The sequence below is a fragment of the Streptomyces sp. NPDC059787 genome (assembly GCF_042732315.1).
GTDB classification, from domain to species: Bacteria; Actinomycetota; Actinomycetes; order Streptomycetales; family Streptomycetaceae; genus Streptomyces; species Streptomyces atrovirens.
In genome coordinates this window covers 1-12,527 of record NZ_JBHWHX010000085.1, presented here as the reverse complement: position 1 = coordinate 12,527, position 12,527 = coordinate 1, and the positions used below count along the sequence as shown (strand labels likewise).

At 69.8% G+C, this 12,527-nt stretch carries 11 protein-coding genes; 2 read left to right on the top strand and 9 right to left on the bottom strand.

Annotated elements, in window-relative coordinates; all coding sequences use genetic code 11:
- Positions 1-73 precede the first annotated feature (73 nt).
- A complete protein-coding gene (locus tag ACFV5H_RS37015) occupies positions 74-409 on the bottom strand; it encodes a hypothetical protein (protein WP_019524256.1) in 336 nt (111 codons plus the stop codon).
- A 1-nt stretch (position 410) separates the two neighbouring features.
- On the bottom strand, positions 411-599 hold the full coding sequence (locus ACFV5H_RS37010; protein WP_385058704.1) for a hypothetical protein: 189 nt from the start codon (positions 597-599) through the stop codon (positions 411-413).
- A 129-nt stretch (positions 600-728) separates the two neighbouring features.
- Here ACFV5H_RS37010 and ACFV5H_RS37005 point away from each other — a divergent pair, with 129 nt between their 5' ends.
- The gene (locus ACFV5H_RS37005) at positions 729-1,748 is read left to right on the top strand and encodes a helix-turn-helix transcriptional regulator (protein WP_385058706.1); all 1,020 of its coding nucleotides are present in this window, start codon (positions 729-731) and stop codon (positions 1,746-1,748) included.
- Here the strand turns inward: ACFV5H_RS37005 and ACFV5H_RS37000 are convergent.
- The 7 genes from ACFV5H_RS37000 to ACFV5H_RS36970 all read right to left on the bottom strand — a co-directional run bounded on the left by ACFV5H_RS37000 (position 1,723) and on the right by ACFV5H_RS36970 (position 9,575).
- Positions 1,723-2,742: a LuxR C-terminal-related transcriptional regulator gene (locus ACFV5H_RS37000; RefSeq protein WP_385058715.1), complete on the bottom strand. Its 1,020-nt coding sequence runs from the start codon at positions 2,740-2,742 to the stop codon at positions 1,723-1,725. The genes ACFV5H_RS37005 and ACFV5H_RS37000 overlap by 26 nt on opposite strands.
- A 132-nt stretch (positions 2,743-2,874) precedes the next feature.
- Positions 2,875-3,981, bottom strand: a complete 1,107-nt coding sequence (locus tag ACFV5H_RS36995) for a sugar ABC transporter substrate-binding protein (protein ID WP_385058707.1) — start codon at positions 3,979-3,981, stop codon at positions 2,875-2,877.
- 276 nt (positions 3,982-4,257) lie between these two features.
- Positions 4,258-4,707, bottom strand: a complete 450-nt coding sequence (locus ACFV5H_RS36990; protein WP_073933147.1) for a heat shock protein transcriptional repressor HspR — start codon at positions 4,705-4,707, stop codon at positions 4,258-4,260.
- 6 nt (positions 4,708-4,713) lie between these two features.
- Positions 4,714-5,895, bottom strand: a complete 1,182-nt coding sequence (dnaJ, locus tag ACFV5H_RS36985) for a molecular chaperone DnaJ (protein ID WP_385058709.1) — start codon at positions 5,893-5,895, stop codon at positions 4,714-4,716.
- 36 nt (positions 5,896-5,931) lie between these two features.
- Positions 5,932-6,603: a nucleotide exchange factor GrpE gene (grpE, locus tag ACFV5H_RS36980; protein WP_385058710.1), complete on the bottom strand. Its 672-nt coding sequence runs from the start codon at positions 6,601-6,603 to the stop codon at positions 5,932-5,934.
- Positions 6,600-8,444 carry a molecular chaperone DnaK gene (gene dnaK / locus ACFV5H_RS36975; RefSeq protein ID WP_385199096.1) on the bottom strand — a complete coding sequence of 615 codons (1,845 nt, stop codon included), beginning with the start codon at positions 8,442-8,444 and terminating at the stop codon, positions 6,600-6,602. The genes grpE and dnaK overlap by 4 nt, the downstream gene beginning before the upstream one ends.
- 93 nt (positions 8,445-8,537) lie before the next feature.
- On the bottom strand, positions 8,538-9,575 hold the full coding sequence (locus tag ACFV5H_RS36970; protein WP_385199094.1) for an MraY family glycosyltransferase: 1,038 nt from the start codon (positions 9,573-9,575) through the stop codon (positions 8,538-8,540).
- A 270-nt stretch (positions 9,576-9,845) separates the two neighbouring features.
- Here ACFV5H_RS36970 and ACFV5H_RS36965 point away from each other — a divergent pair, with 270 nt between their 5' ends.
- Entirely contained in the window at positions 9,846-12,128 is a 2,283-nt protein-coding gene (locus ACFV5H_RS36965) for a (Fe-S)-binding protein (protein WP_385199093.1), read from the top strand.
- Positions 12,129-12,527: the final 399 nt, after the last annotated feature.

Here is a 12,527-nt window from a genome sequence, read left to right as displayed (position 1 = left end):
ACAGTGTTCAGGTCACGGTGACGCCGCTGCGGGGGGAAGCACCTGCGCGATCTTTTACGACGGGGGAATCGCGTCAGGCACTGCGGGGGGTGGCCGAGATGGTCCGGGGGGCGGGGGAGTCCGACTCCACCTGCCGGTGGTCCCGCTGGTCCAGGTTCACAAAGATCATTCCGTACCGGATGGCACACCGCACGGGCTTCGGCGCCCCCCTGGGCCGCCGCAGGCACCGGTACGCCCGTACGTCCCCGTCCTCGTCGCGGGTGACGACGACCGGCTCACCGAAGACGGTCACCATCAACGAGTCACCGCTGTGGGGGATGGCGGTGACCAGGTCGATGAAGTGCCATCCGGATCGGTAGGCGGTCGCCATCTCCCGGCGGAAGGAGCGGTCGTCGGGTGGAGTAGTCATGTCAAGCCCACACGCTGTCATCCGTACGCGCGGGGCCGGCCCACACACTGTCGGCCATGACCGCGTCCTCCGCGACGATCGGCGCGACGATCGGCGGCCACACACTGTCCGCCCTGACGTCCACCTTCGCCTCGGAGAGGCCGCCTGCTATCCCGAAGGCCACACCGGCGGAGAAAGCGGCGACAAGCACCGAGCGAAGCATTTTCTTACCCATAGTCGGCTTCGTCCTCACTTGAAGGTCCCCTCTGTCCCCCGTCCAGTACGACGATGGCTCATTCGGGCACATCATGGCCACACGATCGGTGCATCATGTTCCTGCATGTTCAGGACCCTGTGGGGTGGAGATTTGGGAACAAAACAGACCAAGGCGGCACATCCTCACGCGGTGACCGAGCTGTGCGAGGAGGGGGTGCGACTGTACGCGAATGCTCTCCGCGCGGGACGTATCGCCCGCGCCGACGTGGAACCCGCGCCCTGCTTGATGGACTTCGCCCTTCTTCATCCGGATCCCGACGATGCGCAGTGGTTGCGTCCGGTGCTTCCCTCGATCGCGCTTTCCCAGCGGTTGAGCCCCATAGAACGGGAGATCACCGAACGCCGGCGCCTGTCGATAGAACTCGCCGACACTTTCGAGCCTTTCATGTCCCTGAGCGCCCGGGAGATCGCGCCCGCCCACTCGATCACGGTGCTCGAGGGCAACGACCGCATCAACAGCGCGCTGGACCTGGCCACCTCCCAGTGCCGGACGGAGATGCTCACCGTCCAGCCGAGCGGGTACCGGCCCGAACGCAGCCTGCTGCAGGGGTTCGAGCGCGACCGGCTGCTCGTCGAACGCGGCGTGCGCATACGCACCCTCTACCAGCACACCGCCCGGTTCAATCCCGAGCGCCTCTCCTACGTCGAGCAGTTCGCCAACGGCAGGGCGGAGTACCGCACCATCGACGAGCTGGTGGAGCGCCTCATCATCTGCGACGAGACGGTCGCCTTCATCCCCGTGCGCGACGACCGCCAGGTCGCCCTGGAGCTGCGGCACACCGGCCTCGTCCGCTATCTGAGCAAGGTCTTCGAGTTCATGTGGAGCCGCGCGGTCCCGCTGACCGCCGGCACCCCCTACGAGACCGCGCCCGACGGCATACCGGAGATACAGCACTCCATCGCCAAGCTCCTGGTGGAGGGCCACGTGGACGAGGCCATCGCCCGCCGCCTCGGCATGAACGTACGGACGTGCCGCGCCCACATCGCCAAACTCGCCGCCACCCTCGGCAGCGGCAGCCGGGCCCAGCTCGGCTACCTCATCGCGGAGTCCGGGATCCTCAACCAGGAGGACGCACCGCAGTGACGGCGGGGCGCCGGAAGCCGTCCAGACCGGCCTGGGCGATGCGGACGCCGAGCTGCGTACGGCTGGCCGCGCCCAGCGTCTCCGACAGGCGGGCGATGTGGGCCCGGCAGGTCCGCACGCTGATGCCGAGGCGCTCCGCGATCACCGCGTCCTGGTGGCCCTCCGCGAGCAGCGCCGCGATGGACTGCTCCCGGTGCGAGATGCCCTCGATGCCGGTGTCGGGCAGCGGGGCGGTCAGCGGGATGGCGAGCCGCCACAGCCGGTCGAAGACCGTGCCCAGGTACTCCACCAGCGCCGGGTGGCGCAGCTCCAGCGCCATGGTGCGCTCGGCGTTGGCGGGGATGAAGGCGACCGTGCGGTCGAAGAGGATCAGCCGCTCGATCACCTCGTCCAGGGTGCGCGCCTCCACCGCGTCGCCCATCAGCTCCAGATAGCTGAGCAGTCCGTGCCCGTGCCGGGCGACATGCGTGTACAGGTCCCGCATGCGCACGCCCCGGCCGCGCAGCGCCGTCGCCCGGTGCAGGCCCTCGGACAGCTCCGCCTCGCGCCGGATGCCGCCCGGCTGGACGGTGAGCACCTCGGTGGTGCACGCCTGGGTCGCCTCGTCCATCGCGGCCTGGATGCGGGCGAGCCCGTCCAGCACCCGGATCGCCGGGCCCTCCGCCGCCGTCGGCGAGGCGGGCACCCGGTGGCCCAGGCCGGCGTACCGTTCGAAGGCCTCGACGGTCGAGCCGACCCGGCGCCGGCTCGCGTTCACCTCGTCGTACATCCCGCGCAGCAGCCGGGTCATGACCTCCTGCGGAGGGGTGGGGACGAGCCAGTCCATGTCGTCGGGGTCGGGGTGCAGCAGGGCCAGTTCCAGCAGGCAGGGCACCGGCTCCGCGTCCCGGCGCGGCAGCCGTCCGCGCCGTACGGCCCGGGAATACACGCGATCCCCGGCCTCGCACAGTCGGTCAGCACCGTGTGGATGCCCGTCCGTCCCGTGCCCGGCCATCGCCCATCCCACCCCCGGTTCAGCCACTTTCCGCAGCGCAACTATGCGCGGCCGGAACCGGCTGTGCAACATGGGCAGGGTCCGGCGCCGGTCGGAGGACCGGCGGGTGGCCGGATATCGACGGGTCGGCGGCTACTTCAGCTTGACCGCCTCGCAGGCCGCCGCGAACTCGGCGGTGCAGATGTCCGAGACGTCGTAGATCTCGTCGGCGACCACGGTGTCCTCGATGTTGTCCTTGGTCAGCGCGACCACGGGCACGAGCTGCGCCGGGATGTCCTTGGCGGTGGGGCTGTCCACCCGCTCGCGGGTGAGCGCGTCGAACTGGATGTCCTTGCCCTGGACCTTCGCCACGGCCATCTCGGCGGCGTTCTCGGCCTCGTCCGGGTAGGACTTGTACACGCTCATGTACTGCTCGCCGGCGAGGATGCGCTGCACCGCCGCGAGTTCGGCGTCCTGGCCGGTGATCGGGGGCAGCTCGGTCACGCCGGCGGCCTTGAGCGCCTTGACGATGCCGCCCGCCATGCCGTCGTTGGCGGAGTAGACCGCCTTGATGTCGCCCGCGCCGATCGCGTCGATCGCCTCGGCCATGTTGGCCTGCGCGTTCTCCGGCTTCCAGTCCTTGGTGTCGTAGGACTTGGCGATCGTCACCTGGCCCTTGAGCTCGGAGAGCGCGCCCGCCTTGAACTGCTTGGCGTTGGGGTCGGTCGACGAGCCGTTCATCATCACGATCTTGTCGGTGATGCCGGCGTCGGCGCCGAGCGCCTCCAGCAGGGAACGGCCCTGCACCTCGCCGACCAGCTCGTTGTCGAAGGAGATGTACGCGTCGATCGGGCCCTCGGCGAGACGGTCGTAGGCGATGACGGGGATGCCCGCGTCCTTGGCCTTCTGCACGCCGTCCGCGATGGCGTGCGCGTCGACCGCGTCCAGCACGATGACGTCGACCTTGTCGTCGATCATCTGCTGCATCTGGTCGGCCTGCTTGCCGGCGTCCGCCTCGGCGTTGGCGTACTCGACCTTGCCCTTCTTGTTGGTGAGCGACTCCACCTTCGTCTTGAAGATGGGGTAGTCGAACTGCTCGTACCGGGTGTTGGCCTTCTCCGGGAGCAGCAGCCCGACGGTCATGTCGTCGCCCTTGGCCGGGCTCTCGTCGTCACTGCTCCCCGTCGCGTTGAGCGCGCCGCATCCGACGAGCGTGACGGACATGGCGGTGGCGGCCACGGATATGGCGATACGACGCATGCGAGGGCTCACTTCAGGTGCGTTTCGGACGTGGGCACGGCTTTGCGGCCCATGTGACTGAAAAGCCAACGCTTCAGCCCCCACCGGAGTCAAGGTCGGCCACTTAACGAGATGGACACAGCACGGTGCGCCGAACTCGTGAGAGACCTGCGGACGTCCGGCGAGAATCATCTGGACACGCAGCCATACGATAGTCACACAAGCAACTGTGCATAAACCGAGAGGCCCGGAGGTTCGTGAACCTCCGGGCCTCTCGCGGTACTCCGGGCCGGCGCCTCAGTCCGGCTGCTGCCGCTTGGGCCGCCACACCACCAGCGCGCTGGTCTGCTGCACCTCCTGGTAGGGCACCAGGTCACGGCGGTACGAGGCGTGCACCGCGGCCTCGCGCTGCCGCATCGCCGCGGCCGCCCCGTCCAGGGCGTTCTCCAGTTCGGCCGCACGGGCCTGGAGGGCGGCGACCTGGTTCTCCAGTTCGATGATGCGCTTGATTCCGGCCAGGTTGATGCCCTCGTCCTGCGACAGCTGCTGCACCTGACGGAGCAGCTCGATGTCACGGGCCGAGTAACGACGGCCCCGGCCGGCCGTGCGGTCCGGCGACACGAGACCCAGCCGGTCGTACTGCCGCAGCGTCTGCGGGTGCAGGCCGGAGAGCTGGGCCGCCACCGAAATGACGTAGACCGGGGTGTCCTGGGTCAGTTCATACGGATTGCGTCGACGGCCGTCCATCTGAAATCAAGCTCCCTTCGCGGCCTGGAACAGCTCCGCCCGCGGATCGTCGTCCGCGGTCGCCTCGCGATACGCCTCCAGTGCGTCACGAGCCTTCCCCGACACGTCCTTGGGAACACTCACCTCCACGGTGACCAGCAGATCGCCGCGGGTGCCGTCCTTGCGGACCGCGCCCTTGCCCCGCGCCCGCATGGTGCGCCCGTTGGGCGTGCCCGGCGGCAGCTTCAGCGTGACCGGCGGACCGCCCAGCGTCGGCACCCGGACCTCGCCGCCGAGAGCGGCCTCGGGATACGTCACCGGGACCGTGACGGTGAGGTTGTCGTCCTTGCGGCCGAACACCGGGTGGACGCCGACGTGCACGACGACGTACAGATCGCCGGCGGGACCGCCGCGCTCGCCCGGCGCGCCCTTGCCGCGCAGCCGGATCCGCTGGCCGTCGCTGACGCCCGCGGGGATGCGCACCTGCATGGTCCGCGAGGACTTGGCCCGGCCGCTGCCCTTGCAGATCTCGCAGGGCTCCTCCGCGATCAGACCGCGGCCCTTGCAGTCGGGGCAGGGATCGGTGAGCGAGAACCCGCCGCCGGAGCCCCGCGCCACCTGGCCGGTACCGACGCAGGTCGGGCACACGCGCGGTGTGCCGTTCTTGTCGCCGGTGCCCGAACAGGCCTTGCAGGGCGCCTGCGACGACATCCGCAGCGGGACGGTCGCGCCCTCGATCGCCTCGGTGAAGCTGAGCGTCACCTCGGACTCGATGTCCTGGCCGCGCCGCGGCTGGGTGCGCGTGGTGCCCGCGCCGCCACGGTTGAACAGGCCCCCGAAGACGTCACCGAGGCCGCCGCCGAAGCCGCCGCCCGCCTGCTGGCCGCCGGCACCCTGACCACCGAAGAGGTCACCCAGGTCGAAGTTGAAGGAACCGCCGCCCGCGCCCGGCCCCGGACGGAAGCCTCCGCTGCCGAAGAGCGCGCGCGCCTCGTCGTACTCCTTGCGCTTCTTGGGGTCGCCGAGGACGTCGTTCGCCTCGGAGATCTCCTTGAACCGCTCCTCCGCCTTGGCGTTGCCCTTGTTGGCGTCCGGGTGGAACTCGCGGGCGAGCTTCCGGTACGCCTTCTTGATCTCGGCCTCGGTGGCGTCCTTGGGGACGCCGAGGACCTTGTAGAAGTCCTTCTCGATGAAGTCCTTGGTGCTCATCCCCGACGTCCCTCCTTCCCTGCGTCAGCTATTACGTCAGCCCTCCTCCGGGCCACCGCTCTCCTTGTTCTCCGACGGTCCGTCCTGCGCCTCGGTGCTCTCCTCGGCCGGCGGAGCCGTCTGCGCGCCGGGCTGCGGCTCGGCGACGGCCACCCGCGCGGGGCGGATGGTGCGCTCGCCGATCCGATACCCCGGCTGCAGAATCGCCACGCACGTCGTCTCGGTGACGTCCGGCGCGTAGCTGTGCATCAGCGCCTCGTGGATCGTCGGGTCGAAGGGCTCGCCCTCCTTGCCGAACTGCTGGAGGCCCATCTTGGCGATGACCGTCTCCAGCGACTCCGCGACGGACTTGAAGCCGCCGACCAGCTCGCCGTGTTCCCGCGCGCGGCCGACGTCGTCGAGCACGGGGAGCAGCTCGCTCAGGAGGTTCGCCACGGCGATCTCCTTCACGGCGATCCGGTCGCGCTCGACCCGGCGGCGGTAGTTCTGGAACTCGGCCTGGAGGCGCTGGAGGTCCGCCGTGCGCTCGTTGAGCGCCGTGCGCGCCTGGTCCAGCTGGGCCACCAGGGCCGCTTCCTGGCCCGTGTCCCCGGCCGGGGCCGCCCCCTCCTCCGCGGAGGGTGTGGAGGCGGCCTTCGGCTCGGCTTCGTCGGAGGGGACGTCGGGCTGCTGCGACTGCTCGTCGAAGCCCGGGGTCTCCTCGGTCACGCCGCACCGTCCTTGCGGTCCTCGTCGACGATCTCCGCGTCGACGACGTCGTCGTCGGCCTTCGTCTCACCGGCACCGGCGGACGCGCCACCGGCGGCCTGCCCGGCCTGGGCGTCGGCGTACATGGCCTGGCCCAGCTTCTGGGAGACGGCGGCGACCTTCTCCGTGGCGGTGCGGATCTCGGCGGAGTCGTCGCCCTTGAGCTTCTCCTTCAGCTCGGCGACGGCCGTCTCGACCTCGGTCTTGACGTCACCGGGGACCTTGTCCGCGTTGTCGCTGAGGAACTTCTCGGTCTGGTAGACGAGCTGCTCGCCCTGGTTGCGGGACTCGGCGGCCTCGCGGCGGGCGTGGTCCTCCTCCGCGTACTTCTCGGCCTCCTGGCGCATCCGGTCGACCTCGTCCTTCGGCAGCGAGGAGCCGCCGGTGACGGTCATCTTCTGCTCCTTGCCGGTGCCGAGGTCCTTCGCCGTGACGTGCATGATGCCGTTGGCGTCGATGTCGAAGGAGACCTCGATCTGCGGGACGCCGCGCGGCGCCGGGGGCAGACCGGTCAGCTCGAACATGCCGAGCTTCTTGTTGTACGCGGCGATCTCGCGCTCGCCCTGGTAGACCTGGATCTGCACCGACGGCTGGTTGTCCTCGGCCGTGGTGAAGATCTCGGAGCGCTTCGTCGGGATCGTGGTGTTGCGCTCGATCAGCTTGGTCATGATGCCGCCCTTGGTCTCGATGCCGAGGGACAGCGGGGTGACGTCGAGCAGCAGGACGTCCTTGACCTCGCCCTTGAGGACACCGGCCTGGAGAGCGGCACCGATCGAGACGACCTCGTCCGGGTTGACGCCCTTGTTGGCCTCCTTGCCGCCGGTCATCTCCTTGACGAGCTCGGCGACGGCGGGCATGCGGGTGGAGCCACCGACGAGAACGACGTGGTCGATCTCGGACAGCTGGATGCCGGCGTCCTTGATGACGTTGTGGAACGGCGTCTTGCAGCGCTCCAGCAGGTCGGCCGTGAGCTGCTGGAACTGGGCGCGGGTGAGCTTCTCGTCCAGGTGCAGCGGGCCCTCGGCGGACGCGGTGATGTAGGGGAGGTTGATCGAGGTCTCGGTGGACGAGGACAGCTCGATCTTCGCCTTCTCGGCGGCCTCGCGCAGACGCTGCAGCGCCATCTTGTCCTTGCCGAGGTCCACGCCGTGGCCCGACTGGAACTGCTTGACCAGGTAGTCGACGACGCGCTGGTCCCAGTCGTCACCACCGAGGTTGTTGTCACCGTTGGTGGCCTTCACCTCGACGACACCGTCGCCGATCTCCAGCAGGGAGACGTCGAAGGTACCGCCACCGAGGTCGAAGACGAGGATCGTCTGGTCGTCCTTGTCGAGGCCGTACGCCAGGGCGGCGGCCGTCGGCTCGTTGACGATGCGCAGCACGTTCAGACCGGCGATCTCGCCGGCCTCCTTGGTCGCCTGACGCTCGGCGTCGTTGAAGTACGCCGGGACGGTGATGACCGCGTCCGTGACCTTCTCGCCCAGGTACGACTCGGCGTCGCGCTTCAGCTTCTGCAGCACGAAGGCGCTGATCTGCTGCGGGTTGAAGGGCTTCCCGTCGAGCTCGATCTTCCAGTCGGTGCCCATGTGGCGCTTGACCGACCGGATGGTCCTGTCGACGTTCGTGACCGCCTGGCGCTTGGCCACCTCGCCGACCAGCACCTCGCCGTTCTTGGCGAAGGCGACGACGGACGGCGTGGTCCTGGCGCCCTCGGCGTTGGTGATGACGGTGGGCTCGCCGCCCTCCAGAACGCTGACGACGGAGTTAGTCGTGCCCAGGTCGATGCCGACCGCACGTGCCATTTCGATTCCTCCAGCTGACTTGAGTGGAACGGACTCAAGCATGCATGACACCCGGCGCGGGGTCAACAGAGCTGAGTCGAGCAGACTCAACTCTTATCCGTTCCTTACACGCAACCGCTCCCTGACCTGCGGCGATGCCTCGGAAGATCGTTGGCGGGGACGAAAAACGGGGGTGACGGGCAACCGTACGAGCGCGAGTACGACCACCGCGGCGACCGCCGCCACCCACACCACCGCGCCCCCGGACACCCGTCCGGTGTGGACGCCCACCCCCACCAGTACCCCGCCCAGCGCGCCGATGCCGAGCAGGACGGTCACCGCGCGGGGGGCGAGTCCGAGCCGCCGCAGCCGGTGCCCCAGGTGGTCCGGCCGGCCGCGGGTCAGCGGCCACCGGGACAGCCGCCGCGCGAGGACCACCAGTACGGCGTCGGCGCACACCACGGCCGTCAGGGCGAACAACACCCCGGCACCGGTGCCGATTCCCTGCCCGGCCCGCACGAACACCGCCGCCGAGGCCACCACGAACCCCGTGAACAGCGAGCCGCCCGCCCCGAGGCCGGCCCGCGCGGGATGCCAGTTGTGCAGCAGGAAGCCGGCGAGCGCGGCGGCCAGCACGCTCATCAGCACCGCGATCCCGTCCATCAGCTCGGCCGCCGCACAGACCGCCACCCCGAACGCGGCCACCGCCCCCACGGTGCCGGCCAGCCCGTCGGCGTGGTCGAGCCCCCGGAACGCGGCGGTGACCGCCACGACCCACCCCACGGCGAGCACCCCCCGCACCACCCCGGTCTCCGCGTACGGCACGACGAGCGCCGCCGCCACGGCCGTACCGGCGAGCGGGACCCACCACCGCAGCCGCCACACGTCGGCCGCCAGCCCGAGTACGCCGATCCAGGCCCCGGCGGCCAGCAGCCGGCCGATCCCGGTGCCGAGCGGGGCGTACCCCGCCCGGTCGCCGAGCCCCGCCACCAGCACGGTCGCGAGCACGACGGCCGTTCCCCCGGACAGCGGCAGCGCCCAGCGGCGTCTGCGGTCCACGATTCCCAGGCGCAGGGCGGGGACCCGCAGCAGCTCCGCGAGGAGGGCGGAGAGCAGCAGGGAGGTGGCGGCGGCGGCGATCCCGTAGAGCACGGATATAAGTTAGGGGCGTATGGACCGATTTATCGCGAATAACACGATCGGATCCCGGACGCCATTCGGGACGCCCCCGGGAGTGCCGCCATAGGCAACCCTGAGCGATTCAGATCACCCCGCGCCCGGCTACAGTGCGACCGGAGATGGGGGTAATCTCGAACGGACTGCATAAGTTACCGCTTAGTAATTTCGGGGAAGCCGTACCGGAGCCCCCGCAGAAGTCCCGAAAATCCCTCGTCAAACCCCTCGCAGGCCCGAGGAGCCCCCATGCAACTCGCCGCGATCATCGTGTCGCTGGTCCTGACCGTGGTCGGCGTCGCGCTGCTCGCACGCGCGATCGGCCAGTTCGTCCGGTACTTCAAGCTGGGCCAGCCGGTCCCGGCCGGCGCCCGGACCGACAATCCCTACCAGCGCAGTGTGACCCTGGTGCGGGAGTTCCTCGGCCACACCCGCATGAACCGGTGGGGTGTCGTCGGCGTCGCCCACTGGTTCGTCGCCGTCGGCTTCCTGACGCTGCCGCCGACCCTCGCCCAGGCGTTCGGCCAGCTCTTCGAGGCCGACTGGGTGCTGCCGGTCATCGGCGGCTTCCTGCCGTTCGAGCTGTACATCGAGTTCATCGGCGTGATGACGATCCTGGGCATCGCCGTGCTCATCGTGATCCGCCTGCTGAGCCTGCCCTCGCGCCCCGGCCGCAAGTCCCGCTTCGCGGGCTCCAAGGCGGGCCAGGCGTACTTCGTCGAGTACGTCATCCTCACCATCGGCCTGGCGATCTACGTGCTGCGCGGCCTGGAGGGCGCACTGCACCACGTGGACGGCTACGAGGCCGCGTACTTCGCCTCGTACCCGCTGGTCCTCGCCTTCAAGGGGCTGAGCGTCGCCGCGCTGCAGAACCTGGTCTACCTGTTCGCGATGATCAAGATCTCGACGTCCTTCATCTGGATGATCGTGGTCTCGCTCAACACCAACATGGGTGTGGCCTGGCACCGCTTCCTCGCCTTCCCGAACATCTGGTTCAAGCGGGAGGCCACCGGCGGGACCGCCCTGGGCGCGCTCCAGCCGATGACGTCCGGCGGCAAGCCGATCGACTTCACCGACCCCGGTGACGACGACGTCTTCGGCGTCTCCCAGGTCGAGCAGTTCTCCTGGAAGGGCCTGCTGGACTTCTCCACCTGCACCGAGTGCGGCCGCTGCCAGTCGCAGTGCCCCGCCTGGAACACCGGCAAGCCCCTCTCCCCCAAGCTCCTGATCATGTCGCTGCGCGACCACGCGCACGCCAAGGCCCCGTACCTGCTGGCCGGCGGCGGCAAGACGACGGAGGGCGAGGAGAAGGCGTCCGAGGAGCAGCTCGCGGGCGTGCCCGCGGCGGCGCTGGCGGAGGCCGAGCGCCCGCTGATCGGCACCGCCGAGGAGAACGGCGTCATCGACCCCGACGTCCTGTGGTCCTGCACCACCTGCGGCGCCTGCGTCGAGCAGTGCCCGGTCGACATCGAGCACGTCGACCACATCGTCGACATGCGCCGCTACCAGGTGATGATCGAGTCCGCGTTCCCGTCCGAGGCGGGCACGATGCTCAAGAACCTGGAGAAGAAGGGCAACCCCTGGGGCCTGGCCAAGAAGCAGCGCCTGGAGTGGACCAAGGAGGTCGACTTCGAGGTCCCGGTCGTCGGCAAGGACATCGAGGACCTGTCCGAGGTCGAGTACCTGTACTGGGTCGGCTGCGCCGGCGCCCTGGAGGACCGCGCGAAGAAGACCACCAAGGCCTTCGCGGAACTCCTCCACATCGCGGGCGTCAAGTTCGCGATCATGGGCGGCGACGAGAAGTGCACGGGTGACTCGGCGCGGCGCCTCGGCAACGAGCCGCTGTTCCAGGAGCTCGGCATGGAGAACGTCATGTCCCTCAACGCCGCCTTCGGCGAGGAGACGGACGACGACGGCAAGGTGACGCCCGAGTCCGCGAAGCCCAGGTCGGCGAAGAAGATCGTCGCCACCTGCCCGCACTGCCTCAACACCCTCGGCAACGAGTACCCGCAGCTCGGCGGCGACTACGAGGTCATCCACCACACCCAGCTGCTCCAGCACCTGGTGGACGAGGGCAAGCTGATCCCGGTCACCCCGGTCGAGGGCATCATCACCTACCACGACCCGTGCTACCTGGGCCGCCACAACAAGATCTACACGCCCCCGCGCGAGATCATCGGCAAGGTCCCGGGCCTGCGCAACGAGGAGATGCACCGCCACAAGGAGCGCGGCTTCTGCTGCGGCGCGGGCGGCGCCCGGATGTGGATGGAGGAGCGGATCGGCAAGCGCATCAACAACGAGCGCGTCGACGAGGCCCTCTCCCTGAACCCGGACATCGTCTCCACGGCCTGCCCGTTCTGCCTGGTCATGCTGACCGACTCGGTCAACGGCAAGAAGAACGACGGCAAGGCCAAGGAGTCCATCCAGGTCGTCGACGTCGCCCAGCTCCTGCTGGAGTCCGTCAAGACCCCGGCCGACCCGGCGGGCGACGAGGAGAGCGAGAGCGCTCCGGAGCCGGAGCCGGTGAAGTAACGCGACACCCCGACGAAGGGGCCGCCCTTCCGGGCGGCCCCTTCGTCATGTTCACGCGCGACCTGCCGGCTCCCCCGGCGTTCTCCCACCGCCGCGCGACAAGCCCGCGCGAGCCGGGGCACCGGACAGGACCGGGAGCAGAGCCACGGGCGGCCCGGTACGGCGGCCCCCGCCGCCGGACGACGAGGGCCGCCCGTCCTCACGGGTCAGCCCACGCGGGCCGAGGCGCCGGGCGGAGTGGGGGACAAGGCCCTGGAGAGCCCGGTGCGGCGGCCCCCGCCGCCGGACGACGAGGGCCGCCCGTCCTCACGGGTCGGCCCGCGCGGGCCGAGGCGCCGGGCGGGGTGGGGGGCAAGGCCCTGGGGTAACCCCTGGGGCGGGCCCCCCACCACCCGGAAG

Coding starts and splice junctions, on each gene's coding strand:
- ACFV5H_RS36995 (WP_385058707.1), bottom strand. CDS start 3,981: ATGCGTCGTATCGCCATATCCGTGGCCGCCACCGCCATGTCCGTCACG.
- ACFV5H_RS37005 (WP_385058706.1), top strand. CDS start 729: ATGTTCAGGACCCTGTGGGGTGGAGATTTGGGAACAAAACAGACCAAG.
- dnaJ (WP_385058709.1), bottom strand. CDS start 5,895: ATGAGCACCAAGGACTTCATCGAGAAGGACTTCTACAAGGTCCTCGGC.
- dnaK (WP_385199096.1), bottom strand. CDS start 8,444: ATGGCACGTGCGGTCGGCATCGACCTGGGCACGACTAACTCCGTCGTC.
- ACFV5H_RS37015 (WP_019524256.1), bottom strand. CDS start 409: ATGACTACTCCACCCGACGACCGCTCCTTCCGCCGGGAGATGGCGACC.
- ACFV5H_RS37000 (WP_385058715.1), bottom strand. CDS start 2,742: ATGGCCGGGCACGGGACGGACGGGCATCCACACGGTGCTGACCGACTG.
- ACFV5H_RS36990 (WP_073933147.1), bottom strand. CDS start 4,707: ATGGACGGCCGTCGACGCAATCCGTATGAACTGACCCAGGACACCCCG.
- ACFV5H_RS36965 (WP_385199093.1), top strand. CDS start 9,846: ATGCAACTCGCCGCGATCATCGTGTCGCTGGTCCTGACCGTGGTCGGC.